Origin of the sequence: Pseudomonas sp. JV241A, assembly GCF_900275665.1 — a bacterium.
GTDB lineage: Bacteria > Pseudomonadota > Gammaproteobacteria > Pseudomonadales > Pseudomonadaceae > Aquipseudomonas > Aquipseudomonas wadenswilerensis.
Map to the genome: position 1 here is coordinate 170,327 of NZ_OPYO01000029.1, position 26,229 is coordinate 196,555.

The following is a 26,229-nucleotide window of genomic DNA, read 5'->3' on the forward strand; positions in this document are numbered from 1 at the left end:
CGCGTTCAGAGCAGACCAAGTTGTTCGGCTTCTGGCGTCCGGTCCAGTTCAGGCAAGGCCGCAAGCCCCGGCAGGCGTTCCATCAGGCCCTGATGGAAACGCCGGGCCAGGGCGGCGGCCAGGCGGTTGTCGGCAGTATGCAGGAAAACATAGGGGCTGCGCCCCTCCTCGATCCAGGCCGCGACCTTGTCCAGCCAGGGCAGCAGGAACGGCTCGTTGGCGGCAAGCTCAGGGTGGCCGATGAAGCGGATCTGCGGGTGCTGGGTGAACGCGGTCGGGCGTGGCGGCACGCGCGGCTTTTTCGACTGGGCGTGGAGCACTTCGGGGCTGCGCGCGGTGCAACTGAACAAGGCCCGGGGATCAAGGCAGATACGTTCCACGCCTCGCTCGAGCAGCAAGCGGTTGAGCAAGCGCTCCTCATCGCCCTTGCTGAAGAACGCCGCGTTGCGCACCTCTACCGCAATCGGTACACCGACCTCGTCAAGGAAAGTCACCAGCTCGCCCAGCCGCGCCGGGCCGAAGGTTGCCGGCAGCTGCAGCCAGTACGGCGCAACGCGTGCACCGAGAGGCTTGAGCAATTCGATGAAGGACTGAGCGGCGGCCAGTTGACCGTGCAGGTCACCGCCGTGGCTGATATCGCCGGGGAACTTGGCAGTAAAACGAAAATGCGCGGGCATCACTTGCGCCCACCGCTCGATAGTCGCTGGTGCCGGGCGCGCATAAAAGGTGGTGTTGCCTTCTACGGCATTGAAAACCTGGCTGTAGAGGCCGAGAAAGTCGCCGGTTCTGGCGTCCGCCGGGTACAGGTACTCGCGCCAGGCGTTTTCACTCCAGGACGGACAACCGACAAAATAGGGAAGCGTGGACAGACTCATCCATCAAATGTACAGGTCCAGCCCCAGTACTTCCATCTCCCAGTCAACGAAACCGGCAGTGGTCAGGTAGCTGGCCAGGGCATGGGCGGTGCGCTTGTTGCGCGCCCGCGGGAAGATCATGTCCTGGGGCCGTGCCGGCAGGCCACCGGTGCGCGCCTGACCTTGGCTGGCGCTGGCTTGCGGCTGCACTTCGAACTCGCCCGGCAGATCCTCGTCTTCCACGTCATCGCTGCGCACCGGCGCTTTGCGCGGGGCACGCTTGATGGGGTAGGACTGCGAGGAAAAACCGTCGATACGCATGGCGATTACTCAAGAGCAATGATGGCAATTTAGCAGCATCGTTGATCCTTCGCTAATGCCCGATTGATAACTGGACCACAGTTCGGGCAAAAGGTTTTACTTGGCCTGAGAATAGTCGACGAGTTGCACTCAGCGCGCTTTCGGCGTGGCCACTTTGTCGCGCAGGTACACAGGCTGCGCAAGGTCCGCGGCAATGGCCTCGCCACGCTGCCAGGCGAAGGTCGCCAGGCTCAGCAGGTCCTGGGCATGGGGCAGCAGGCTGGCATCCTGAGCGTTGACCTTGACCGCCAGGCGCTCGGCATAGCCCCAGCCGGTGCCTGCACCGAACCAGTCGCCGCTGGCGCCCGCCGGCAGTGCGACCTGCTCTGGCGGCAACACCGCTTCATTGCCCTGCAGGCGCATTTCGCCGTCGACGTTCCGATAGCAGCCCCAGTACACCTCGTCCATGCGCGCATCGATTGCCGCCGCCACCTGCTGCACACCCTGCTCGCGCATGGCGCGCTGGGCCAGCACTGCCAGGTTGGACACCGGCAGCACCGGACGCTCCAGGGCAAAGGCCAGGCCCTGGACCACACCGATGGCAATACGCACGCCGGTAAAGGCGCCCGGGCCACGGCCAAAGGCGATGGCATCGACCTGCTGCAGGGTGACACCGGCGTCGGCCAGCAACTGCTGGATCATCGGCAGCAGCTTCTGCGCGTGCAGGCGTGGAATCACCTCATAGTGGCTGGAAACCTTGCCGTCATGCAGCAAGGCAACGGAGCAGGCTTCAGTGGCGGTATCGAGGGCCAGCAAGGTGGTCATCGGAGAATCCAGGGGCAAGAAAAAAGAGCGGCATTATAAACAACAACGGCCCGCAAGCGGGCCGTTGTCTGCACTACCGAGCGTCGATCAGCTCAGTGCGGCCAGGACCTTGGCGGTGATCGCATCTACCGAGCCCACGCCTTCGATATGGCTGTACTTCGGCTTGCCGCCATTGGCAGCCGAGAGCTTCTGGTAGAAGTCCACCAGTGGCTTGGTCTGGTCGTGGTAGACCGACAGGCGATGACGCACGGTTTCTTCGGTGTCGTCTTTACGCTGTACCAGCGGCTCGCCGGTTTCGTCGTCCTTGCCTTCAACCTTTGGCGGGTTGTAGACCACGTGGTAGACGCGGCCCGAACCTTCGTGCACACGGCGGCCAGCGATACGCTGAACGATTTCTTCGTCTTCGACGGCAATTTCGACCACGGCATCCAGCTCGACGCCGGCAGTCACCAAAGCTTCAGCCTGAGGAATGGTGCGCGGGAAACCGTCGAACAGGAAGCCATTTGCACAGTCAGCCTGGGCAATGCGGTCCTTGACCAGGTTGATGATCAGCTCGTCGGAGACCAGCTTGCCAGCGTCCATGATTGCCTTGGCTTCCAGGCCCAGCGCAGTGCCGGCCTTGACTGCGGCGCGCAGCATGTCGCCAGTGGAAATCTGTGGAATACCGAACTTCTCGGTGATGAACTTTGCCTGAGTACCTTTACCGGCCCCGGGAGCTCCCAGCAGAATTACGCGCATCTCGTGCTCCTCATTTTTTTGTAAGCAAATCAGTGGGTTTGCCACGCAGGGCCAATCCCGGAATTTGGGTGATGATCGTAATTTCGATCAAAAGGCTGCTCAAGATACACAGCGCCCGCAAGCCACACAAGCGGTCGAAAGTCGGAAAAACCCACGCACGGTGGCCACTTGAAGCACAGGTTGCGCCGGGCGCAACCTGTTGCTTTACAAGCATTCTGCCCTTCTTGGGTAGACGATCGGCAGGCCGGATTTTTAACTCAGCCAGTATTGCGCAAGCCTGCCGCGATGCCGGCCACGGTGACCAGCAAGGCCTGTTCCAACGGGCTATCCAGAGCGGCTTCACGCCCGCGCGAGCGCGCCAGCAGTTCAGCCTGCAATAGATGCAGCGGGTCCAGATAGGTGTTGCGCAGGCGGATGAATTCCAGGGTCTCGGGGCTGTGCGCCAGTAGCACCGGCTGCCCGGTCAACCCCAGCACCACCTGGCACGCCTGCGACAATAGGTCGCGCAAATGTGCACCCAAAGGTCGCAGTTCTGGTTGCACTAGACGTTCGTCGTAGGAGCGGGCGATGTCGGCGTCGGCCTTGGCCAGGACCATCTCCAGCATGTCGATGCGTGTGCGGAAAAACGGCCACTGCTCGCGCATCTCGGCCAGCAACGGCCCCTGGCCGCGAGCCAGAGCGTTGTTCAGTGCCGCTTCCCAGCCAAGCCAGGCCGGCAGCATCAGGCGGGTCTGGGTCCAGCCGAAAATCCACGGGATCGCCCGCAGGCTTTCGATGCCGCCGGCGCGACGCTTGGCCGGGCGGCTGCCCAGCGGCAGGCGGCCGAGTTCCTGTTCGGGGGTGGACTGACGGAAGTATTCGACGAACTCGGGGTTGTCGCGCACTACGCCGCGGTAGGCCTTGACGCCGTCGGCAGCCAACTGGTCCATCAGCGCGCGCCAGGCCGGTTGTGGCGGCGGCGGTGGCAGCAAGGTCGCTTCCAGCACCGCGGCCAGGTAGAGGTTGAGGTTCTGCTCGGCGATGTCCGGCAAGCCGAACTTGAAGCGGATCATCTCGCCCTGCTCGGTGGTACGGAAGCGCCCGGCTACCGAGCCCGGTGGCTGCGACAGGATCGCCGCGTGGGCCGGGCCGCCACCGCGGCCAACGGTGCCGCCACGGCCGTGGAACAGCAGCAGTTCGACCTGCTGTTCGCGGCAGATGCGCACCAGGGTTTCCTGGGCGCGGTACTGGGCCCAGGCCGCGGCCGTGGTGCCAGCATCCTTGGCCGAGTCGGAATAGCCGATCATCACTTCCTGCGGGCCGTGCAACCCGGCGCGGTAACCCGGCAGGCCGAGCAGGCGTTCCATCACCGGGCCGGCGTTGTCCAGGTCGGCGAGGGTTTCGAACAACGGCACCACGCGCATCGGCCGCAGCACGCCGGCTTCCTTGAGCAGCAACTGCACGGCCAGCACGTCGGAAGCAGCGCCGGCCATGGAGATCACATAAGAGCCCAGCGAGGCTGCTGGCGCTGCGGCAATCTCGCGGCACGTGGCGAGCACTTCGGCGGTGTCGGCCTGGGGCTTGAAGTAGCTTGGCAACAGCGGGCGACGGCTGTTGAGTTCCTGTTGCAGGAAGGCAACGCGCGCGTCTTCATCCCACTCGGCATAGCGGCCAAGGCCCAGGTATTCAGTGATTTCGCTCAGCGCCGAGGTGTGCCGGGCGGCGTCCTGACGCACATCAAGGCGCACCAGGAACAGGCCGAAGGTCACTGCCCGACGCAGGCAATCGAGCAGCGGGCCATCGGCAATCACGCCCATGCCACAGACATGCAGCGATTCGAAGCACAGCTGCAGGGGTTCGAACAGGTCGCGGTTGTCCTGTAGCACCTCGGGTGCAGGGGCCTGCGCGGTGGTCAGCGAGGCTTGGGCCCAGGCGCGAGTGACCCGCAAGCGCTCACGCAACTGCTTGAGCAAGGTGCGATAAGGTTCGGCCGACTCGCCTACCTTGGCCCTGAGCGATTCGCTGGCCTGCTGCATCGACAGCTCGGCGGCCAGGGCATCGATATCACGCAAGAACAGGTCAGCGGCCATCCAGCGCGCCAGCAACAGCACTTCACGGGTGACCGGCGCGGTGACATTGGGATTGCCATCACGGTCGCCGCCCATCCACGAGGCAAAGCGGATCGGCGCTGCCTCCAGTGGCAGGCGCAGGCCGGTGGCTTGGTGCAGGGCCTTGTCGACCTTGCGCAAATGGTGCGGGACCGCCTGCCACAGCGAATGCTCGATCACCGCAAAGCCCCATTTGGCTTCGTCCACCGGGGTCGGTCGGGTACGGCGGATTTCTTCGGTGTGCCAGGCTTCGGCGATCAGGCGCTGCAGGCGCTCGCGGATCTGCTCGCGCTCGGCGGGGATCAGGTCGCGGTGATCCTGGGCAGCCAGTTGCGCGGCAATCGCGTCGTACTTCTGGATCAAGGTGCGCCGGGCCACTTCAGTCGGGTGGGCGGTCAGCACCAGTTCGATGCTCAGCTTGCCCAATTGCCGGGCCAGGGCATCGTCGCTGTGGCCGGCGGCCTTGAGCCGCGCCAGCAACTCGGGCAGCACACGGGCTTCGAAAGGTTCGGGCTGGCCGGCGTCACGGCGGCGAATCAATTGATACTGCTCGGCGATGTTGGCCAGGTTGAGAAACTGGTTGAAGGCCCGGGCCACCGGCAGCAGCTCGTCTTCAGCCAGATCATTGAGGGTCGAGCTCAGTTGCTCGGCACCGCCACTGCGGTCGGCCTTGGCACTACGGCGAATGTCCTCGATGGTCTGCAAAAACGCTTCGCCGTGCTGCTCGCGCACGGTGTCGCCCAACAACTCGCCCAACAAATGAACATCTTCACGCAAGCGCACATCGATATCAGTCATCAGCCCTGTCTCCGGCATTCGGGAAAACCGCTCTGGGACCAGAGTGCCCCAGTACCGGCCGAGCTTCAAGGCAGAGTCCGGGCTGAACTACGCTCAACACAGGCACACAGGAGAACATCATGAAAATCCGTGATCTTGCCCAGCATTGGGAACAGCACGCCAAAGGCTCGCTGAGCCCCACCGGCCATGTCCTGCACCTGGACATGGAAGCGGCGGCGCGCCTGGCAGCCCTGGCCGAGATGTACCCCAAGCGCCGGCCCGAAGAACTGCTCGGCGAACTGCTGGGGGCAGCGCTTGAAGAGCTGGAAGCGAGCTTCCCGTATATCCAGGGCTCGCAGGTGATTGCCACCGATGAAGAGGGGGATCCGCTCTATGAGGACATCGGCCCGACCCCGCGTTTTCTTGCGTTGTCACGCCGCTACCTGCACGAAATGAGCAACGCCAAAGATGCCGGCAACCCTTGATTGACCCCGCCTTCACCCGCGTTCCGAGCGCCCGCGCAGGCGCTCGCGTACCGCAGGCATGCCTGGAAGTTCAACGAAAAACCCACTGACCGATCAGTCAGAAAAAACCGCGAACACGCGGTATTTTTTTCTGAACTATTCAAAAAACGCTTCGGTCACAGCCAATAGCCATCACGGCAAAACCCTCTCAGAACCGGGTGAGAGCAGTCCCCGAAGCTGACGGGTCGCGCCGATGGACTGTTACGGAATTCGTTGTTCATCAGGAGTGATCCAATGGAGTTGACCACCATGAAGACCCGCACCGCAAACACCTCATCCACCCATCTGCGCGGGCTCAAGCTGGCCGCGCTGGCACTGGGCAGCAGCCTGGTCCTGGTCGGCTGTGCCGGCAACCCACCCACCGAGCAGTACGCAGTGACGCAATCGGCGGTCAATTCCGCTGTCAGCGCCGGCGGTACCGAGTTCGCCGCCGTCGAAATGAAGGCCGCGCAGGACAAGCTGAAACAGGCGGAAATCGCCATGCACGACAAGCAGTACGACGACGCCAAGCGCCTGGCCGAACAGGCCGAGTGGGACGCCCGCGTCGCCGAGCGCAAGGCCCAGGCCGCCAAGGCCGAGAAAGCCGTACAGGATGCCCGCCAGGGCGTTCAGGACCTGCGTGAGGAAGGCATGCGCAGCGTCGAATGACGCCCGCCCGCCGACCCGTGCATTCGTAATCGATCAAAGGATGAACCATTATGCGTAAACACGTGATGATCCCAGCCCTTCTGGCCCTGAGCGTTGGCCTGGCCGCCTGCTCGACGCAGCCGAACGCCAACCTGGAATCGGCCCGGACCAACTTCTCTGCCCTGCAGAGCAACCCGCAGGCCGCCAAGGTCGCGGCCCTTGAAACCAAGGACGCCCAGGACTGGCTGAACAAGGCCGACAAGGCCTACATGGACAAGGAAGACCAGAAGAAGGTCGACCAGCTCGCCTACCTGACCAACCAACGGGTGGAAGTGGCCAAGCAGACCATTGCCCTGCGTACCGCCGAAGGCAACCTGAAAAACGCTGCCGCCCAGCGTGCCCAGGCCCGCCTTGATGCCCGCGATGCGCAGATCAAGAAGCTGCAGGACAGCCTCAACGCCAAACAGACCGACCGTGGCACCCTGGTGACCTTCGGTGACGTGCTGTTCGACTTTGACAAGGCCACCCTCAAGAGCAGCGCCTACCCGAACATCACCAAGCTGGCGCAGTTCCTCCAGGAGAACCCTGACCGCAAGGTGATCGTCGAGGGCTACACCGACAGCAAAGGCAGCGCCAACTACAACCAGACGCTGTCCGAGCGTCGCGCAGCTTCGGTGCGCGCGGCGCTGGTACGTGCCGGGGTAGATCCTGCGCGCATCGTCGCCCAGGGTTATGGCAAGGAATATCCGGTTGCCGAGAACAGCAGCAACTCGGGCCGTGCCCAGAACCGTCGGGTGGAAGTGACCATTTCCAACGACAACCAGCCGGTGGCACCGCGCTCGGTGAGCCAGCTGAATTGATGGTTGCTGAGCAGTAACAAGAATCCCGCCGAGTCTGGCGGGATTTTTGTTTGGCTTTAAGGCCCTATCGCGGGGCAAGCCCGCTCCCACAGGGCCCGGTGTCCACCCAACCTGTGGGAGCCGGCCTTGCCGGCGATTGGGCTGCAAAGCAGCCCCGGGGCTTACTGGATTTCTTGCGGGGTCTCCTGCCCCAGGCAGCGCACGGCCTGCTTCTTGTTGTTCACCAACACGCCAGTCAGGCCCTTCTGCGCGGTATCGAACATCACCAGCACGCCATCAACGCATTGCGCCACCTGGCTGGCCGGCTGCAGGGAGATCTTGTAGTCCTCGCCCGGTATGGTCTTGAGCATGGTGAAGTCGGACAGCAGCAAGGCATCCTCCGGCTTGGCGAAATGCAGGTAACCGTAGTACCACAGGGCCGCGACGGTACCGATGATGCTGCAGACACCGGTAATGATCAGCGGGATGGCGTTGCGTTCTTCACTCATTGCGACTTCTCGTCAGGGTAATTGGGGACTTCGGCCAGGCGCCGCAGCCCGTTGAAACGACTCGGGTCGTCCAGAAAGCGCAACATGACCTGGCGCCAGGTCTTGTCGGCAAAGGTCTGCACATGCCCGCCACGGGTTAGCTGCAACACCCTCGGTGGTGGCGCAGCCTGATACAACTGGATGCCGTTGGCCAGCGGCACGATGGGGTCGTCGATGCTGTGAAAGAACAGCTTGGGCGGCGTTTTGATCCGCGCAATCGAATGGATCGCACTGTCGCCATCAGGCACCAGCCACGACAACGGCACCTGCAACGGCCAGGTCATCCAGGAATTGCTCAAGGCAAACCGCCCGACCTGGCGATAGCTGGCCGGCACGCCATCGAAGACCATGGCCTTGAAGCGCTCGGCCTGGCGGGGATGCTCGGCCAGGTAATGGATGGCCATCGAGCCGCCCAGGCTCTGGCCGAGCAGGATCTGTGGCTTGCCCTGCACCTCGGGCGCCTTGTCCAGCCAGTCCAGCGCCGCGGCGATGTCCTGGTAGACCTCGGGCAGCTCCGGCTTGCCCTCGGACAGGCCATAGCCGCGGTAGTCGAGCAACAGCACCTGATAGCCCTGCTCCGGCAACCACCAGCTGCCGCCCAGGTGCCAGGCCAGGTTGCCGCCATTGCCATGCAGGTGCAGCACTGTGCCCTTGACCTCGACACCGGGCTTGGCCGGCAGCCACCAGCCGTGCAGGCGGGTGCCGTCGGCCGCGGTCAGGGTGACGTCACGGTATTGAAGCTTGGCTTTCTCGGGGGTGAACGGCTGGCCAGGCTCGGGATAGAACAACAGCGAACTGCAGCCGCCCAGACTCAGCAGCACCAGCAGCAGGCCCAGGGGCCTGCGCCATGCATCAGAGAATGTTCGAGTAATCGGCTTCAATCCGGTCCAGGCTCAGGTGGTTGAGGAAGTTGGAGAAACACATCCAGGCCGACAGCGCGTTGAGGTCGCGGAACTGCTCCGGCAGGTACTTGGGCGGTTCCACCAGGCCTTCGTCGACCAGTTGGCGCAGGGTGCGCATGTCTTCAAGGGTGGTCTTGCCGCAGAACAACAAGGGGATCTGTTCGAGCTTGCCCTTGCGCACGGCCAACTGAATATAGTTGTAAACCATGATAAAGCCCTTGAGGTAGGACAAGTCCTTGGTAAACGGCAGGCCGTTCGGGACCGATCCGCGGAACACCCGGCTGGCGTTGCCATAGCTTTCGGCCATCTCGAAGCCCTGGGCACGGAAGAACTCGTAGACCTGCATGAAGTCGGCGCCCTCCTCGACCATATGGATGGCCCGGGTACGGTTGGTCAGCTTGCGCAGGCGGCTGGGGTAGGAGGCGAAGGCGATCACCTCCATGAGGATCGCCAGGCCTTCCTGGGTCACGGTCGATGAGGGCGGGCCCTTGGCCAGGAAGGTGCAGATCGGCTGGTTGAGACCGTTCAGGGTGGTGCCAACGTGCACCAGGCCTTCGTGAACCTCCAGCGCACGCACGTCGCGGCTGTTGAACATGGCGTCGGCGCGGATCTTGATGTAGTCGGCGCCGGCAGCGGCGTCGGCGACGATACCGTCAGACTCGAATACGCGAATGGTGTCTTCAGCCTCGTTGAACACCTTGTTCAGGCGGCCCTGGAGCATCTCCACCGCCTGCTTGGCGGTGAGGTTCTTCGGCTCGTCCTTGAGGTCGCCACGGCCGTCGATGTTGTTCAGGTAGTCCGAGAGCATCAGGCCCAGGTCGGCCAGGGTCGGGTCACCGGCATGGAAGGCATCGGAGGCGGCGCCATACAGCTCCTGGGAGATCAGCCCGAAATCCTCTGTGCCGCGCGCCTCGAGCATGCGCACCACCATGCGGTATTCCTTGCACATGCGCCGCATGATCTGTCCGACCGGGTTGAACTGGCCGAGCTGGCGGGTGATGTCGCGTTCGATGTTCTGGAACTCGAGCTTGACCGCGGCGGAGTCGAACGACAGCGGCCGGCCCTGGTAATAGGCGCGGTCTACCGCTGGCGGCTCCTTGCCCTTGCTCTTGAGGAAACCCTGGCGGATGTTGTCGTCCCACTTCACCGCATCGAGCACGCGAATGGGCGTTTGCGCCAGGACAATGCGATCAGACAGGGCGCGTATCGTCTGCTGGTACTCGTCCACCCTACACTCCTTGAGTTGCAATCATTACTTGCCGGCCCGCTTGAAGCGCGCCACTTCGATGAACAGGTCGGAGTTGGCCGGGTCGTCCAGGTAAGCCAGGACGCGCTCGGCCGGGCTGTCGATAAGAATGCCTTCGCCGTTGTCTTCCGGCACCTCGATGGTCCGGCCGCTGAGTTCTTTCTTCTGCACAGCCTGGTTGACCTGCTCGACGTCGAGGTTGTAGATCACCAGTTCCTTGTCGTCGAGCACTTCAAAGCCGCCAATCAGGAAGTTGCCACCCAGGCGCTTGGGCACACCGGCCGAGAGGTACCAGCGGTTGCCGTGCTGGGACACAGTGAAGGCGTACTCGTCGCGCTTCTTGTCCTTGCCGATGGCCACCGCCTTGTAGGCGTTGCCACCGCTGCGGCTGATCTGCAGGGTCAGCGGTTCACCCCAGGCGTCCTTGCTGGTCCATTTTCCGAGCAGAGCCTTGGGCGCGGGCTTGTTGGCCGGGATCGGCTCATTGAAGGTGACCAGACAACCGCCAAGCAGCAAGAACGACAATGCCAACAGCAGGGTTCTGGCTTTCATCAACCTCTCCTTGAAATAGGTTCGCGCCTTACACCGACGCCAATACCAGATGCAGGTACCGGGTAAGGATAGCGAGCATCGGCGCTTCAGCCTGGGCCTGTTCGCCGTCGAGCAGGCCCTGATATTCCATCTGCTCGATAATCGCCGTCAACACCAGAGCATCCTGTTGCGGCTGACGCGAGCCTACCACTTGCAGCATCTGTACGGCGCCGCGCAGAAGAATCTGCTCGTGCAGCTTGACCAGTTCGGCCAGGCGCGGGCACAACAGCGCCTCCTGGCGGAAGGCCTGCTCGGCCATGAGAAAGTCGCGGCGGTTGTGCAACTGGCGCTGTACATAGTCAGTGGTCATCTTCGCCACTTCATCGGCCAGGCGCGCCCGCCACTGCGGGCTGCCATCGCCCTGGGAGAGCAACTGGCGCAGCAGCACCTCGGTGTTCTCCCAGAGTTTGGCCATGTAGGCCGCACTGCGTTCCACGTACTGGGCGAAGGTGTCGGTGAGCAGGTCTTCGATGTCCTTGAAGTAATAGGTGGTCGCCGACAGCGGCACCCCGGCCTCGGCCGCCACCGCACGGTGACGCACGCCGCGCACACCGTCACGCACGACAATGCGCATGGCCGCATCGAGGATCTGCTGACGGCGCTGCTCGCTGCCTTCACGGCTGGCCTTGCGGCCCTGGTACTGCACGCTTTCGGCCACCGCTGTAGCCACGCCGGCGGCGCCTTGTTGAGTCATAGCGGGAGTCACTGCTGGTCTACCCCAAACGTTGGATCCGATCGATGAATTTCTTGCAGGCATGAAAAAGCCGCCCCGGAAGGCGGCTTGTTCAGTTCGCTCAGGCCTGTGGGCGCATGTGCGGGAACAGGATCACATCGCGAATCGATGGTGAGTTGGTCAGCAGCATCACCAGGCGGTCGATGCCGATGCCTTCACCAGCGGTTGGCGGCATGCCGTATTCCAGGGCGCGGACGAAGTCGGCGTCGTAGTGCATGGCCTCGTCGTCACCAGCGTCCTTCTCGGCCACCTGGGCCATGAAGCGCTCGGCCTGGTCTTCGGCATCGTTGAGCTCGGAGTAGGCGTTGGCGATTTCGCGGCCACCGATGAACAGCTCGAAGCGGTCGGTGACGTTCGGGTTGTCGTCGTTGCGGCGGGCCAGCGGCGAGACCTCGAACGGGTACTGGGTGATGAAGTGCGGCTGCTCCAGCTTGTGCTCGACCAGTTCTTCGAAAATCATCACCTGCAGTTTGCCCAGGCCTTCGAAGCCCAGCACCTTGGCACCGGCTTTCTTGGCGATCTCGCGGGCCTTGTCGATGTCCTGCAGGTCGGCGGCGGTGAGTTCCGGGTTGTACTTGAGGATCGAGTCGAACACCGACAGGCGTACGAACGGCTCGCCGAAGTGGAACACCTTGTCGCCGTACGGCACGTCGGTGCTGCCCAGAACCAGCTGGGCCAGTTCGCGGAACAGCTCCTCGGTCAGGTCCATGTTGTCTTCGTAGTCAGCGTGGGCCTGGTAGAACTCGAGCATGGTGAACTCGGGGTTGTGCCGGGTCGATACGCCTTCGTTACGGAAGTTGCGGTTGATCTCGAAGACTTTCTCGAAACCACCCACCACCAGGCGCTTGAGGTACAGCTCCGGGGCGATACGCAGGAACATCTGCATGTCCAGGGCGTTGTGGTGGGTTTCGAACGGCTTGGCCGCGGCACCACCGGGAATGGTCTGCAGCATCGGCGTCTCGACTTCGAGGAAGTCGCGGGCCATCAGGAAGTTGCGGATGTGGGCGATGACCTGCGAGCGGACGCGGAAGGTGTGACGGGTTTCTTCGTTGACCATCAGGTCGACGTAGCGCTGGCGATAGCGCTGCTCGGTGTCGGTCAGGCCGTGGTGCTTGTCCGGCAGCGGGCGCAGCGACTTGGTCAGCAGGCGCACGCTGGTCATTTCGACGTACAGGTCGCCCTTGCCGGAACGCGCCAGGGTACCTTCGGCGGCGATGATGTCGCCCAGGTCCCAGGTCTTGACCGCGGCCAGGGTTTCTTCCGGCAGGGTCTTGCGATTGACGTAGACCTGGATGCGCCCGGTCATGTCCTGGATCACCATGAACGAGCCACGGTTGAGCATGATGCGCCCGGCAACCTTGACCGGAATCGCTGCAGCTTCCAGCTCTTCCTTGGTCTTGTCGACATACTGTTTCTGCAGGTCGTTGCAGTAGCTGTCACGGCGGAAGTCGTTGGGGAAGGCATTACCCTTGGCGCGCTCGGCAGCAAGTTTTTCCTTGCGCAGCGCGATCAGGTTGTTTTCTTCCTGTTGCAGGTCTTGCGGGTCGAGTTGTAAGTCGCTCATGTCGTCACATTTTCCATCACGGGTTCATTGTCCCTCGCCTTGGGCAAGGGATCGCGGGGCAAGCCCGCTCCTTCAGGGAGCAGGCCGGGGCCGCGCGGTTACAGCCCTTGCTTGAGGCTGGCTTCCAGGTATTCGTCGATATCGCCATCGAGCACCTTGTCGCAGTCGCTGCGCTCGATGTTGGTGCGCAGGTCCTTGATCCGCGAGGCGTCGAGCACATACGAACGGATCTGGTGACCCCAGCCGATGTCCGACTTGCTGTCTTCCAGGGCCTGGGAAGCGGCGTTGCGCTTCTGCATCTCCTGCTCGTACAACTTGGCCCGCAGCATTTTCATGGCGGTGTCCTTGTTGGCGTGCTGGGAACGTTCGTTCTGGCAGCTGACCACGGTGTTGCTCGGTACGTGGGTGATACGCACGGCCGAGTCGGTGGTGTTTACGTGCTGACCACCGGCGCCCGAGGAGCGGTAGGTGTCGATGCGCAGGTCGGCCGGGTTGATCTCGATCTCGACCTTGTCGTCGATCTCGGGCGAGACGAACACCGCCGAGAACGAGGTGTGGCGACGGGCGCCGGAGTCGAACGGGCTCTTGCGCACCAGGCGGTGCACGCCGATCTCGGTACGCAGCCAGCCAAAGGCGTACTCGCCCTTGATGTGCACGGTGGCACCCTTGATGCCGGCGACTTCACCCTCGGACAGCTCCATGATGGTGGCGTCGAAGCCACGCTTGGCGGCCCAGCGCAGGTACATGCGCAGCAGGATGTTGGCCCAGTCCTGGGCTTCGGTGCCGCCGGAACCGGCCTGGATGTCCAGGTAGGCGTTGTTCATGTCCATCTCGCCGCTGAACATGCGACGGAACTCGAGCTTGGCCAGGGATTCTTCCAGGCCCTGGAGCACTTCGACAACGTCGTTGACGGCAGCTTCGTCGTTCTCTTCGACGGCCATGTCGAGCAGCTCGCGGGAGTCGACCAGGCCGCCGGACAATTCGTCCAGGGTATCGACGATCTGCGCCAGCATGGCGCGCTCGCGGCCCAGTTCCTGGGCGTACTCGGGCTTGTTCCAGACGTTCGGGTCTTCGAGCTCGCGGTTGACTTCGATCAGGCGGTCATGCTTGTGATCGTAGTCAAAGATACCCCCGAATGGACTCGGAGCGCTCGGTCAGGTCCTTGATGGTGTTCAGGATCGGTTGGATTTCCATGGGCGGGCAGCTCTCGTGCGTATTCTGTAGAAAAGCCGGAGAGTATAGCTGAGTTACAGCTTCAAGCGGCAAGCTACAAGCGACAAGAGGCCGGAGAAATGCCGGGCGCTGCGGTTTTTCTTGCCGCTTGAAGCTTGCCGCTTGTGGCTGCTGTCAATCCACCCCAACCTGGTTGCGGCCATTGTTCTTGGCCAGGTACAGGCCCTTGTCCGCCGCCGAGATCAGCTGCCGGCAATGACTGCCGATGCCCGGGGTCAGGGTCGCCAGGCCGATGCTCACGGTCAGGACCGAATCGGGGTTGGGCATGGTGTGGGCGATGTTCATGGACGCTACGGTCTGGCGCAGTTTTTCTGCGACCAGGCGCGCGCCGCCGGGCGAGGTGTTGGGCAGCACCAGGGCGAATTCCTCGCCGCCGTAACGGGCCGGCAGATCGCTGGGGCGGGCGCAGGAAGCACGTATGGCCTCGGCCACCTTGCGCAGCGCTTCATCCCCGGCCAAATGGCCGAAAGTGTCGTTGAACGACTTGAAATAGTCGACATCGATCATCAGCAGCGACAACTGCGCCTGTTCACGCATGGCCCGGCGCCATTCCAGCTCCAGGTATTCGTCGAAATGGCGGCGGTTGGAAAGCCCGGTGAGGCCGTCGGAGTGCATCAAGCGCTGCAGCACCAGATTGGTGTCGAGCAGTTGCTGCTGGCTGACGCGCAGGGCCCGGTAGGCCTCGTCGCGTTGCAGCAAGGTCAGGTAGGAGCGCGAGTGGTAGCGGATGCGCGCCACCAGCTCGATGGTGTCCGGCAGTTTCACCAGGTAGTCGTTGGCTCCGGCGGCAAAGGCCGCGCTCTTGACCAGTGGGTCTTCCTTGGTCGACAGGACGATGATCGGGATGTCCTGGGTGGCCGGGTTGTTGCGGTACTCGCGCACCAGGGTCAGGCCGTCCAGGCCAGGCATGATCAGGTCCTGGAGGATTACCGTGGGCTTGATCTGCACCGCCTGGGCCACCGCCTGGTGCGGGTCGGCACAAAAGTGGAAGTCGATGTTCTCTTCGTGAGCCAGGCCACGCCGCACCGCTTCGCCGATCATTGCCTGATCGTCGACCAAGAGGACCATCGCCGAATTTTCATTCATGGTCGGAAAACCGTCGAGCGGTAAATCATTCATGCGCTGTCACCTGGTCACTGCCGGCCAGCCGGCGTGGCTCAATACATATCGTCATTTTGGAAAAATTTCCATCAATCGCGAGGCGATTCGCTCCAGCGGGCGAACCTCCACGGCGGCGTCTATCGCGGCGGCTGCCTTGGGCATGCCATACACCGCGCTGCTCTGCTGATCCTGGGCGATGGTCAAAAAGCCCTGTTGGCGCATCAGCTTCAAGCCCTGGGCGCCGTCGCGGCCCATGCCGGTGAGCAATACGCCGACCGCGTCGCCGCGCCAGTAGCGGGCCACGCTTTCAAAAAACACATCGATGGAGGGCCGGTAGATCTCGTTCACCGGCTCCGCGGTGTAGGCCAGGTTGCCGTTCTTGAGCAGGCGGATGTGGTGATTGGTCCCGGCCAGCAACACCTGCCCCGGCTGCGGCGGCTCGCCTTCGCTGGCCAGGCGCACCGCCAGCCCCGAGGCGCTGCTGAGCCACTCGGCCATGCCGGCGGCGAACACCTGGTCAACGTGCTGGACCAGCACAATGGCCGCCGGAAAGCTCGTTGGCAAGGCTTTGAGCAGCACCTCCAGCGCTGCCGGGCCACCGGCCGAGGAACCGATGGCAACCAGGCCCTGACGTTGGGCGGCCTCACGCACCGGTGCGGCCATGGCCCGGGTCGGGCTGCTACGCTGCTGGCCGATCAGCCAGCCGATATTGAGGATCTTGCGCAGCAGCGGCGCTGCCGCCTCACGCGGATCGCCAGCGCCCAGCGCCGGGGTGTCGACCACGTCGAGGGCGCCGTGGCCCATGGCCTCGAACACCCGGTGGACGTTCTGCTGCCGGTCGACCGTGACGATCACGATGGCACAAGGGGTTTCGGCCATGATCCGCCGGGTGGCCTCGATGCCATCCATGATCGGCATGATCAGGTCCATGAGAATCAGGTCCGGCAATTGCTCGGCGCACAGTTTGACCGCTTCGGCGCCATTGCTGGCGACCCAGATCACCTGATGGGCCGGTTCAAAGGCCAACGCCCGGCGCAAAGCCTCTACGGCCATGGGCATGTCGTTGACGATGGCGATTTTCATCCCTGCGCTCCCCCGATCAACTCGACGACAGCGTCGAGCAAGGCATCATCGTGAAAACTGGCCTTTGCCAAATAGTAGTCGGCCCCGGCGTCCAGTCCACGGCGACGATCTTCTTCGCGGTCTTTGTACGAGACCACCATCACCGGCAGCGATTGCAGGCGGCTGTCGCGGCGCAGCAGGGTGACCAGTTCGATACCGTCCATGCGCGGCATGTCGATATCGGTGATCAACAGGTCGAAATCCTCGCTGCGCAAGGCGTTCCAGCCGTCCATGCCGTCTACCGCGACGGCCACTTCATAGCCTTTATTGCTCAGTAGCTTGCGTTGCAGTTCGCGCACGGTCAGCGAGTCGTCGACCACCAGCACGCGCTTGCGCGCCGCCTCGCGCACACTGCGCTGACCGCGCTCGATGCGCTCCAGGCGGCCGGTGCTGAGGAGCTTTTCCACCGAGCGCAGCAGGTCTTCGACGTCAATGATCAGCACCACCGCACCGTCGTCGAGCAAGGCCCCGGCAGAAATATCCTGGACCTTGCCCAGGCGCGCATCCAGCGGCATCACCACCAGCACCCGCTCGCCGATCAGGCGTTCGACCGCCACGCCGTAGAGCATCTCGCGCTCGCGAATCACCACGACCTTGATGCTCTGCCCGTCCGCCTGACTTGGCGGGCGATTGAGCAGCTGGCTGGCCGAGACCAGGCCGATATGCCGGCCCTCGTGCCAGAAATGCTGGCGGCCTTCGATCTGCACGATGGCTTCGGCCGGCAGCTCCAGGGTGCGTTCGATATGCGCCAGGGGGAAAGCATAGGCTTCAGCGCCGACCTCGACCACCAGGCTGCGCACTACCGACAGGGTCAGCGGCACTTCGAGGTGGAAGCAACTGCCCTGGCCGCTGGTCTGGGTCAGCTCGATCGAGCCGCGCAGCTGGCGGACCATATGCTGCACCGCGTCCAGGCCGACACCGCGCCCCGACACTTCGGTCACCCGGTCGCGCAGGCTGAATCCGGGCAGGAAGAGGAAGGTCAGCAGCTCGGCTTCGCTCATCTGCTCCACAGTCTCGGCGGGCGACAGCTGGCGCTCGACAATGCTCTGGCGCAAGTGCGCCAGATCGACGCCGCCGCCATCGTCGCTGATCTCCAGCACCAGCAACCCGGCCTGATGCGAGGCACGCAGGCGGATCTGCCCTTCCATCGGCTTGCCGGCCAGCAGTCGTCGCTCCGGCAGTTCGATGCCGTGATCGACTGCATTGCGCAGCAGGTGGGTCAGCGGCGCTTCGAGTTTTTCCAGCACGTCGCGGTCGACCTGGGTCTTCTCGCCTTCGATTTCCAGGCGCACCTGCTTGCCCAGCGAGCGGCCAAGATCACGGACCATTCGGCTTTGCCCGGTCAGCACATCGGCGAACGGGCGCATCCGGCAGGCCAGCGCGGTGTCGTAGAGAAGCTGCGCACGCTGGCTGGCCTGCCAACCGAATTCATCCAGGTCAGACGCCTGCTGCAAAAGGATCTGCTGGGTTTCCCCCAGCAAACGCTGGGCCAGGGCCAAGGCGTCCTGGACTTCCGGGCTCTGGCCAGTGCTTTCGAGCTGATGCTTGAGGCCATCCAGGGCACGGATACTTTGCCCGTGCATGCGCTTGAGGCGCTGCAGGGTGGCCAGGTAGGGTTTGAGCCGCTGGGTTTCGACCAGCGATTTGCTCGACAGGTCGAGCAGGCTGTTCAGGCGCTCGGCAGTAACCCGCAGGACCCGCTCGCCGCCTTCGCCTGCGCGTTTGCCGCTGCGCACGGGCGCCGCTTCGACTTCAGGCTCAGGGTCGGCGGCTATGGGGTCAACCGGCAGCGGCTCGGGCAGCTGCATCGGCGGCGGCGCAAACGCAGGTGCCGGTACGGCGCTCGGGTCGAGCAGCGCAGCCATTTGCACCAGAAACCCCTCGACCGCGGCGTCGATGCTGACATCACCGGGCGTGGCGATGCGCATCAGCAGGTCAGTGCCCTGCAACAAGGCATCGATATGTTCCGGACGTAGCAGCAGCCGGCCTTCCTGAGCGCCGACCAGGCAGTCTTCCATCACATGGGCGACACTGACCCCGGCATCGACGCCGACAATCCGCGCCGCCCCCTTGAGTGAGTGAGCCGCACGCATGCAGGCTTCAAGCTGGTCGGCCTGGGTCGGGTTGCGCTCCAGCGCCAGCAGCCCGGCACTGAGCACCTGGGTCTGGGCTTCGGCCTCCAGGCTGAACAGCTCGAGCAACGAGGCGTCGCGCATTTGCTCTGGGGTCATGACAGGCTCCGGTTCACGGCAGACAGCACTTGGTCTTCATCCAGCACACGGACACTGCGCCCGCGCCATTGCAGCACCGCTGCGGTAAAACGGGTTTCGCCCTGCTCTGCCGTCAGGCGGCCGGGGTCCAGGCCATGGATACCATCCACTTCGTCGACCTGGACCACCACCGAGCCGCCCGCAGCGGCAATGATCAACATGCGCGGCATGACCCGCGCCGAGGTCGAGGCCGGCGCCTGGGATTCAAGGCCGAGCAGATCGCCCAGCGACAGGCACGGCACCAGCGCACCCCGTACATTGGCCACGCCATGCAGCACCCGCGAGCGCTGGTGCGGCAAGGAATGCACCTGCTGCAGCGGCGCGACTTCGACCAGGCAGCGGGTGGCCAGTGCCAACCACTCCTCGCCCAGGCGAAACAGCAACAACGAGCGGCCGCTGCTGGCTTGCTCAGGCGCCTCGCTCTGCTCGTGGGCTTCCTGGGACAGCGAGTAACGGTCCAGCAGGCGCGTCGCTGCTGCCGCATAGACCTCGCAATTGCGGCAGTGAATATGTTCGTCGAGCAGCTGGCAACTCTTGTCGCCATGCACACCGATACGGTTCCAGCAGTCGTCGATGCTGGCGGCGTCACTGGCGACCAGTTGCACGTCGTTTTCACCCATCATTGTTCAGACTCCCGGTCGGCGCGCCGTGCGGCCCGCTCCTGCAGGCGCCTGGCACCTGCGACATCACCTTGAGAAGCCAGCAACGCGGCCAGATGCACCAGCGCCTCCGGATGCTGGGGATCGAGGTACAACGCCTTGCGGTAGTGGCCCAGGGCATCGCTGCTGTCGCCAGCAGTGTCACTGAGCAGGCCCAGCCAGTAGAACACCTGGGCGCTGGGCGGGTACTGCTGCAAATAGCGGGCGCAGGCGGCCTGGGCCTGAGCGCTGCTGCCTGCATTGGCCAGTTGGGCGATCTGCGCCAGCAATTCGACTGCCGACTCCGGCTCGGCGGGCCTGGCAGGCGGCGGGGCAATCGGCTTGATCCTGCGCACCACGGCAGGCGCCGGACGCGGCACGCTGGCCGCCGACACCGGCACCGTCAACGGCAAAGGAATGGCTAACGGCTTGCTCGGCGGCGCCGGCTCCATTTCAGCCTGGCGTACATAGGCGAACGACTGAGCTATGCCTACCGGGCGCATACCCATGCGCGCCAGCAAGCTGCCTTCGGCCGGGCCGATAAACAGCACGCCCTGCTCATGGATCAGACTTTTGAGCACCTCGAACACCCTCTGCTGGGTGGGTACGTCGAAGTAAATCAGCAGGTTGCGGCAGAAAACGAAATCGTAGCTGCCTTCTCGCGCCTTGAGCGCCGGATCCAGCACGTTGCCCGCCTGCAGCTTGACCTGCTGGCGGACCCGCTCGTCGAGGCTGTGGCCGTCACCGGTCTCGCTGAAATGCCGCTCACGAAAGTCCAGGTGCGAACCGCGGAACGAGTTGCGGCCATACAGCGCCTGTTCGGCACGGCTGATGGAATTGGGGCTGATGTCCATGGCGTCGACGCGAAAGCTGTGGCCAGCAATGCCGCCGTCGAGCAGGGCCATGGCGATCGAGTACGGCTCCTCGCCGGTGGAGCACGGCAGGCTGAGGATGCGCAGTGGGCGCAAGCCGCCCAGTTCGCTCAGACGCTTGCGCGCCAGGGTCACCAGGGCGTTGAAGGACTCCGGGTAGCGGAAGAACCAGGTTTCCGGGACGATCACCGCTTCAATCAGCGCCTGCTGTTCCTGGTTCGAATGCTGCAGCCGCAGCCAGTAGTCATCCAGGTCCCGGGCTTCCAGGGTCGCACAGCGCAGGCGCAAGGCGCGCTCGACCATTGGCGCGCCGACCGAAGCCACGTCCAGGCCGATGCGATCCTGCAAAAAGCGAAAGAACCGCTGTTCGCCACTCATGCCAGCCCCTCGCCACTTGCCGCAAGCTCAGGCGGGAACAACAACTGGCGCACCTCGGCGCTGAGCAAGTCCTGCACCCCGATTCGCTGCAGCAAACCCTGGGCATCCTCACGTACCGGTCCCAGGTAAGGCGCCTGCTGGTTGTCCAGGCCATAGGGCTGGAACTCGGCGGGGTCGCAACGCAGGGTATCGGTGGCCTGTTCGAGGATCAGCCCCAGCAGCAATTGCGGGCGCAAGGGGTCGACGCGGTAGTGCACCAGCACCAGGCGCGTGCTGGTGCGCACCGGCGCCGGCAGGCCGAAACTCAAGGCGCCGACGTCGATCACCGGCACCAGCGCACCGCGATGGGCGAGCACCCCGGCGACCCATGCCGGGGTCTGGGCGATCGGTTTGAGCGGCAGGCGCGGCAGCACTTCGGCGACCTCATGGGCGTCCAGGGCAAAGCGCTGGTCGCCGATGCGGAACACCAGGTACAGGGTGCCGTGGGAGGCCGCATCCTGATTGCGGCGAGGCTGAAGGTCGTTCATCGGCAGGTCAGACTTTGAACCGCGACACGCCGCCACGCAGGCCGGTGGCCACCTGGCTCAGTTCGTCGATGGCAAAGCTGGCCTGACGCAGCGACTCGACGGTCTGGCTGCTGGCATCGCCCAGCTGCGCCAGGGCGTGGTTGATCTGTTCGGCACCGGTGGCCTGGGCCTGCATGCCTTCGTTGACCATCAGCACCCGCGGCGCCAGGGCCTGGACCTGATGAATGATCTGGGTCAGTTGCTCGCCAACCTGCTGCACCTCGAACATGCCGCGGCGCACTTCCTCGGAGAACTTGTCCATGCCCATGACCCCGGCCGACACCGCCGACTGGATCTCGCGAACCATCTGCTCGATGTCATAGGTAGCGACGGCGGTCTGGTCGGCCAGGCGCCGTACTTCGGTGGCGACCACGGCAAAACCACGGCCGTACTCACCGGCCTTTTCCGCCTCGATGGCGGCGTTGAGCGACAGCAGGTTGGTCTGGTCGGCGACCTTGACGATGGTCACCACCACCTGGTTGATGTTGCCGGCCTTCTCGTTGAGGATCGCCAGCTTGTTGTTGACCAGATCGGCCGCGCCCATCACCTGGTGCATGGTCTCTTCCATACGCGCCAGGCCCTGCTGGCCGGAGCCTGCGAGGATCGAGGCCTGGTCGGCGGCCGAGGTAACTTCGGTCATGGTCCGCACCAGGTCGCGGGAAGTCGCGGCGATTTCCCGCGAAGTTGCGCCAATTTCGGTGGTAGTGGCAGCGGTTTCGGTGGCGGTCGCCTGTTGTTGCTTGGAGGTGGCGGCGATTTCGGTCACCGAGGTGGTCACCTGCACCGACGAGCGCTGGGCCTGGGACACCAGGTTGGTCAGTTCGCCCATCATCTCGTTGAAGCCGCTTTCCACCGCGCCGAACTCGTCCTTGCGGTCCAGGTTCAGGCGCACGCTGAGGTCGCCGCCGCTGAGTTTGTCCAGGGCATGGACGATACGCTGCATCGGTGCGGTGATGGCACGCATCAGCACCAGCCCGCAGAGGGTCGCGGCTACAATGGCCAGCAGCAGCGAAACGATCATGCTGAACTTGGCCGTGGCCACGGCACTGACGATGGAGTCGGTGGCGCTCTCGGCGGAAAGACGATTGCGCTCGATCACCCCGTTCAGGTGCTTGCGGCCATTGACCCAGGCCGGGGTCAACAACTCGGCGAGCAGGCGCTGGGCTTCGGGGTAATCTTTCTTGCGATAGGCCCCCAGCACGGTATCCACTGCTTTGAGGTAATCGGCCTCAAGCTGGCCGAACTGGTCAAAGCTGGTCTGATCGTCCTTCTCGCGAATGGTCGACTGGTAGCTGGCCATGTGCTGCTTGAGGCGCTCTTCAAAGCCCTTGTACAGCTCCATGTCGGCCGAGGTGATCTCGCGATGGTCGCTCAGGCCCACCAGCTGCTGGGTCAGCACATAGCTGTCGACCCAGGCGCTGCGGATCATGGAGCTGTAGTAGACCCCGGGGATGCTATCGGTTCGCACCGCTTCTTCACCGGACTCTATGGCCACCAGTCGCGAATAGGCGGCGACCACCATCAGCGACATGATGGCGATAATCACGGCGAAGCTCGCCAGGATCCGTTGGCGCAAGGTCCAGTTTTTCACAGTCAGCCCTCAAGTGTTCTACGCGAGCAGGAAAAATGGGCAGAGTATAGCCCAGCGGCTGCGCGCTTTTGAGGCTGACTTAAAAGCTGGATCGGGCCAAACGGGCTAGATACTGGCCATTAGCCCGATTTCATTGACTGGCGGCAAGTTTCACCTGGTTTTCCAGCTCGCTCTTGAGTGCAGGATCGAGCTTGAGCTGGCGCGCCAGTTCATCCAGGTAGGCACGCTCCATGAAATGCTCCTCGTCCACCAGCATGACGCTGGCGATATACATCTCGGCGGCCATTTCCGGGGTGCTGGCGGCGCGGGCGACATCGGCCGGGTCCAGCGGTTTGTTCAGTTCGGCGTGCAGCCAGTGTTGCAACTCCTGGTCGCTGGACAGCTTGACGAACTCGCCTTCGATCAGCGCCCGCTCGCGCTCATCGACGTGGCCATCGGACTTGGCCGCCGCCACCAGCGCCTTGAGGATCGCCTGGCTGTGCTGCTCGACCTGGGCCGGCGGCAGGCGGTCAAGCGTTTGTGGCTCGCCCTGTACGGCAGCCCCCTGCTTGGCCTGCCAGTTGCCGTAGGCCTTGTAGGCGATGACCCCAAGGGCAGCCAGGCCACCATAGGTCAGGGCCTTGCCGCCGTACTTGCGGGCCTTCTTGTTACCCAGCAGCAACCCCATCGCACCTGCCGCCAGGGCACCGCCGCCAGCACCGGAGAGCAGGCTGCCAAGGCCACCGCCGCCCTTGCCGCCAAGCAGGTCGCCAAGACCGCCGGTTTTGCCGGCGGAGCCTTTGCCGGCCTGGTTCTGCAACAGGTCCTGGCCGGATTTGAGCAGTTGATCGAGCAAGCCACGGGTGTTCATTGGGCATCTCCATGGAGAGGAAAGAAAGCCGAAGAGTACTGCCCCAGGCTGAAGTGAAGCTGAATGCATTTGCTTCCAGATGTTGCCCAGAACCGGGCCACGCTGGACCCACGCAACAGCAACTACGCTTAAACCAGCTATACCTGCACTTTCACTGCCCCGACATAATTTGAACAAGAGGGAAAACCATGTTCGTGCACAAGACCGCCACGCTCTGCGCCCTGAGCACCGCCCTGCTGGCCAGCGCCAGCCTGCAGGCCGCCGAACCCTTGAAAGCCGTGGGCGCCGGCGAAGGCCAGCTGGATATCGTTGCCTGGCCGGGTTACATCGAGCGCGGTGAAAGCGACAAGGCCTACGACTGGGTGACCGGCTTCGAGAAGGAAACCGGTTGCAAGGTCAGCGTCAAGACCGCCGCCACCTCCGACGAGATGGTCAGCCTGATGACCAAGGGCGGTTACGACCTGGTCACCGCCTCCGGCGATGCCTCGCTGCGGCTGATCGCCGGCAAGCGCGTACAGCCGATCAACACTGCGCTGATTCCCAACTGGAAGAACCTCGACCCACGGCTCAAGGACGGTGCCTGGTACGTGGTCAACAAGCAGGTGTACGGCACGCCCTACCAGTGGGGCCCGAACGTGCTGCTGTACAACACCAACGTGTTCAAGCAGGCGCCCACCAGTTGGGGCGTGGTCTTCGAGCCCCAGGACCTGCCGGACGGCAAGCCGAACAAGGGCCGGGTCCAGGCCTACGACGGGCCGATCTACATCGCCGATGCCGCGCTGTACCTGAAATCGACCAAGCCCGAACTCGGCATTCAGAACCCCTATGAACTGAATGAAGCCCAGTACAAGGCGGTGCTCGACCTGCTGCGCCAGCAACAGCCGCTGATCCACCGCTACTGGCACGATGCCACGGTGCAGATGAGTGACGTCAAGAACGAAGGCGTGGTCGCCTCCAGCTCCTGGGGCTACATGGTCAATGGCCTGCAAGCCGACAAGCAGCCGGTGGCTTCGACCATCCCCAAGGAAGGCGCCACTGGCTGGGCCGACACCACCATGCTGCACAGCGAGGCCAAGCACCCCAACTGCGCCTACAAGTGGATGGACTGGTCGCTGCAGCCCAGGGTCCAGGGCGACGTGGCGGCCTGGTTCGGTTCGTTGCCGGCGGTACCGGCGGCCTGCACCGGCAGCGAATTGCTCGGCGCCGAAGGCTGCAAGACCAATGGTTTCGACCAGTTCGACAAGATCGCCTTCTGGAAAACCCCGCAGGCTGAAGGGGGCAAGTTCGTGCCGTATAGCCGCTGGACCCAGGACTATATTGCGATCATGGGGGGCCGCTAGGGCCCTATCGCGGGGCAAGCCCGCTCCCACCTCAAGACGCGGGCTTGCTCCCATTTGCTGGAGCTTCGCACCATGACCCTTGCAGTGCAGTTCACCAATGTCTCGCGGGCCTTTGGCGAGGTCAGGGCCGTTGACCAGGTGTCGATCGACATCCACGACGGCGAGTTCTTCTCGATGCTCGGCCCCTCGGGCTCGGGCAAGACCACCTGCCTGCGCCTGATCGCCGGCTTCGAGCAACCCAGTGCCGGTTCGATCCGCATTCACGGCGAAGAGGCTGCGGGCCTGCCGCCCTACCAGCGCGACGTCAACACAGTGTTCCAGGATTACGCCCTGTTCCCGCACATGAACGTGCGCGACAACGTCGCCTATGGCCTGAAGGTCAAGGGCGTGGCCAAGGCCGAGCGCTACACCCGCGCCGAAGAAGCCCTGGCCATGGTCGCACTGGGCGGATATGGCCAGCGCAAGCCGGTACAGCTCTCCGGCGGCCAGCGCCAGCGCGTGGCCCTGGCCCGGGCCCTGGTCAACCGCCCACGGGTGCTGCTGCTGGATGAACCACTGGGGGCGCTGGACCTGAAACTGCGCGAGCAGATGCAGGGCGAGCTGAAGAAGCTGCAACGCCAGCTGGGCATTACCTTCATCTTCGTTACCCACGACCAGACCGAGGCGCTGTCGATGTCGGACCGGGTCGCGGTGTTCAACCGGGGTCGCATCGAGCAGGTCGACACCCCGCGCAACCTGTACATGAAGCCGGCGACGACCTTTGTCGCCGAGTTCGTCGGTACCTCGAACGTGCTGCGCGGCGAACTGGCACAGCAGCTCAATGGCAGCCAGCTGCCCTTCTCGATTCGCCCGGAACATATCCGCCTTGGCGACCAGCCGGCCGCCAGCAACGAAATCCAGGTCAGCGGCCTGCTCCACGACATCCAGTACCAGGGCAGCGCCACCCGCTACGAGCTGCAGCTGGACAACGGCCAACTACTCAGTATCAGCCAGGCCAACAACCAGTGGCAGGAACACACCGTGCCCTGGCAGCCCGGCCAACGCCTGCAGGCGCGCTGGGCCCGCGAGGCGATGACCGCGCTGCAGGAAATCGTGCCCGACGAGGGCCGCTGA

25 protein-coding genes are annotated in these 26,229 nt (G+C 63.8%); 5 read left to right on the forward strand and 20 right to left on the reverse strand.

Going from position 1 to position 26,229, the window contains the following annotated elements:
• Nucleotides 1–5: 5 nt before the first annotated feature.
• The 5 genes from JV241A_RS19220 to ppc all read right to left on the reverse strand — a co-directional run bounded on the left by JV241A_RS19220 (nt 6) and on the right by ppc (nt 5,602).
• Complete coding sequence (locus JV241A_RS19220) at nt 6–875, reverse strand: DUF72 domain-containing protein (RefSeq protein WP_115088410.1); 870 nt, start codon at nt 873–875, stop codon at nt 6–8.
• A 3-nt stretch (nt 876–878) separates the two neighbouring features.
• Nucleotides 879–1,175, reverse strand: a complete 297-nt coding sequence (locus JV241A_RS19225; RefSeq protein ID WP_115088411.1) for a hypothetical protein — start codon at nt 1,173–1,175, stop codon at nt 879–881.
• Nucleotides 1,176–1,304: 129 nt separating this feature from the next.
• Nucleotides 1,305–1,979 (reverse strand): tRNA (adenosine(37)-N6)-threonylcarbamoyltransferase complex dimerization subunit type 1 TsaB, encoded by a 675-nt coding sequence (tsaB, locus tag JV241A_RS19230; RefSeq protein WP_134064028.1) that lies wholly within the window; start codon nt 1,977–1,979, stop codon nt 1,305–1,307.
• Between the two features lie 87 nt (nt 1,980–2,066).
• Nucleotides 2,067–2,717, reverse strand: a complete 651-nt coding sequence (adk, locus tag JV241A_RS19235; protein WP_134064030.1) for an adenylate kinase — start codon at nt 2,715–2,717, stop codon at nt 2,067–2,069.
• A 257-nt stretch (nt 2,718–2,974) separates the two neighbouring features.
• Nucleotides 2,975–5,602 (reverse strand): phosphoenolpyruvate carboxylase, encoded by a 2,628-nt coding sequence (gene ppc / locus JV241A_RS19240; protein WP_134064032.1) that lies wholly within the window; start codon nt 5,600–5,602, stop codon nt 2,975–2,977.
• Nucleotides 5,603–5,721: 119 nt separating this feature from the next.
• On the opposite strand from ppc, the gene JV241A_RS19245 reads away from it, so the two are divergent.
• The 3 genes from JV241A_RS19245 (at nt 5,722) to JV241A_RS19255 (ending at nt 7,592) form a co-directional block, all read left to right on the forward strand.
• Complete coding sequence (locus JV241A_RS19245) at nt 5,722–6,066, forward strand: pilin assembly protein (protein ID WP_115088415.1); 345 nt, start codon at nt 5,722–5,724, stop codon at nt 6,064–6,066.
• Nucleotides 6,067–6,339: 273 nt separating this feature from the next.
• Nucleotides 6,340–6,753: a DUF4398 domain-containing protein gene (locus tag JV241A_RS19250; protein WP_115088416.1), complete on the forward strand. Its 414-nt coding sequence runs from the start codon at nt 6,340–6,342 to the stop codon at nt 6,751–6,753.
• Between the two features lie 50 nt (nt 6,754–6,803).
• On the forward strand, nt 6,804–7,592 hold the full coding sequence (locus JV241A_RS19255) for an OmpA family protein (protein WP_115088417.1): 789 nt from the start codon (nt 6,804–6,806) through the stop codon (nt 7,590–7,592).
• Between the two features lie 161 nt (nt 7,593–7,753).
• Here the strand turns inward: JV241A_RS19255 and JV241A_RS19260 are convergent, their stop codons facing one another.
• From JV241A_RS19260 to JV241A_RS19330, 15 genes are all read right to left on the reverse strand, one after another.
• The gene (locus JV241A_RS19260; RefSeq protein WP_115088418.1) at nt 7,754–8,080 is read right to left on the reverse strand and encodes a hypothetical protein; all 327 of its coding nucleotides are present in this window, start codon (nt 8,078–8,080) and stop codon (nt 7,754–7,756) included.
• On the reverse strand, nt 8,077–9,000 hold the full coding sequence (locus JV241A_RS19265; protein ID WP_134064034.1) for an alpha/beta hydrolase: 924 nt from the start codon (nt 8,998–9,000) through the stop codon (nt 8,077–8,079). Before JV241A_RS19265 ends, JV241A_RS19260 begins: the two co-directional genes overlap by 4 nt.
• The gene (locus JV241A_RS19270) at nt 8,972–10,249 is read right to left on the reverse strand and encodes a flavohemoglobin expression-modulating QEGLA motif protein (RefSeq protein WP_115088420.1); all 1,278 of its coding nucleotides are present in this window, start codon (nt 10,247–10,249) and stop codon (nt 8,972–8,974) included. Before JV241A_RS19270 ends, JV241A_RS19265 begins: the two co-directional genes overlap by 29 nt.
• 24 nt (nt 10,250–10,273) lie before the next feature.
• A complete protein-coding gene (locus tag JV241A_RS19275) occupies nt 10,274–10,819 on the reverse strand; it encodes a hypothetical protein (RefSeq protein WP_115088421.1) in 546 nt (181 codons plus the stop codon).
• Nucleotides 10,820–10,847: 28 nt separating this feature from the next.
• Nucleotides 10,848–11,552, reverse strand: coding sequence for a TetR family transcriptional regulator (locus JV241A_RS19280; protein WP_115088422.1), 705 nt, complete (start codon nt 11,550–11,552; stop codon nt 10,848–10,850).
• A gap of 100 nt (nt 11,553–11,652) precedes the next feature.
• On the reverse strand, nt 11,653–13,155 hold the full coding sequence (gene lysS, locus JV241A_RS19285) for a lysine--tRNA ligase (protein WP_115088423.1): 1,503 nt from the start codon (nt 13,153–13,155) through the stop codon (nt 11,653–11,655).
• 98 nt (nt 13,156–13,253) lie between these two features.
• Nucleotides 13,254–14,349, reverse strand: a protein-coding gene (gene prfB, locus JV241A_RS19290; protein ID WP_115088424.1) for a peptide chain release factor 2 whose coding sequence is annotated in 2 segments (ribosomal slippage) — nt 13,254–14,276 and nt 14,278–14,349 — 1,095 coding nt in all. Because the reading frame shifts where the segments join, the coding sequence is not laid out codon by codon here.
• Nucleotides 14,350–14,502: 153 nt separating this feature from the next.
• Nucleotides 14,503–15,507, reverse strand: a complete 1,005-nt coding sequence (locus JV241A_RS19295; protein ID WP_115088425.1) for a PleD family two-component system response regulator — start codon at nt 15,505–15,507, stop codon at nt 14,503–14,505.
• 51 nt (nt 15,508–15,558) lie between these two features.
• Entirely contained in the window at nt 15,559–16,572 is a 1,014-nt protein-coding gene (locus tag JV241A_RS19300; RefSeq protein WP_115088426.1) for a chemotaxis response regulator protein-glutamate methylesterase, read from the reverse strand.
• Nucleotides 16,569–18,842 (reverse strand): hybrid sensor histidine kinase/response regulator, encoded by a 2,274-nt coding sequence (locus tag JV241A_RS19305; RefSeq protein WP_115088427.1) that lies wholly within the window; start codon nt 18,840–18,842, stop codon nt 16,569–16,571. The genes JV241A_RS19300 and JV241A_RS19305 overlap by 4 nt, the downstream gene beginning before the upstream one ends.
• A complete protein-coding gene (locus JV241A_RS19310) occupies nt 18,839–19,504 on the reverse strand; it encodes a chemotaxis protein CheW (RefSeq protein WP_115088428.1) in 666 nt (221 codons plus the stop codon). Before JV241A_RS19310 ends, JV241A_RS19305 begins: the two co-directional genes overlap by 4 nt.
• Nucleotides 19,501–20,769 carry a protein-glutamate O-methyltransferase CheR gene (locus JV241A_RS19315; RefSeq protein WP_134064036.1) on the reverse strand — a complete coding sequence of 423 codons (1,269 nt, stop codon included), beginning with the start codon at nt 20,767–20,769 and terminating at the stop codon, nt 19,501–19,503. Before JV241A_RS19315 ends, JV241A_RS19310 begins: the two co-directional genes overlap by 4 nt.
• A complete protein-coding gene (locus JV241A_RS19320; RefSeq protein WP_134064039.1) occupies nt 20,766–21,296 on the reverse strand; it encodes a chemotaxis protein CheW in 531 nt (176 codons plus the stop codon). Before JV241A_RS19320 ends, JV241A_RS19315 begins: the two co-directional genes overlap by 4 nt.
• A gap of 7 nt (nt 21,297–21,303) precedes the next feature.
• Nucleotides 21,304–22,926: a methyl-accepting chemotaxis protein gene (locus JV241A_RS19325; protein ID WP_134064041.1), complete on the reverse strand. Its 1,623-nt coding sequence runs from the start codon at nt 22,924–22,926 to the stop codon at nt 21,304–21,306.
• Nucleotides 22,927–23,056: 130 nt separating this feature from the next.
• Entirely contained in the window at nt 23,057–23,776 is a 720-nt protein-coding gene (locus JV241A_RS19330; protein ID WP_134064043.1) for a tellurite resistance TerB family protein, read from the reverse strand.
• Nucleotides 23,777–23,964: 188 nt separating this feature from the next.
• Between JV241A_RS19330 and ydcS the strand changes: the two genes are divergently transcribed.
• Both ydcS and JV241A_RS19340 read left to right on the forward strand, forming a co-directional pair.
• Nucleotides 23,965–25,116, forward strand: coding sequence for a putative ABC transporter substrate-binding protein YdcS (gene ydcS / locus JV241A_RS19335; RefSeq protein ID WP_134064045.1), 1,152 nt, complete (start codon nt 23,965–23,967; stop codon nt 25,114–25,116).
• 72 nt (nt 25,117–25,188) lie between these two features.
• Complete coding sequence (locus JV241A_RS19340) at nt 25,189–26,229, forward strand: ABC transporter ATP-binding protein (protein ID WP_115088434.1); 1,041 nt, start codon at nt 25,189–25,191, stop codon at nt 26,227–26,229.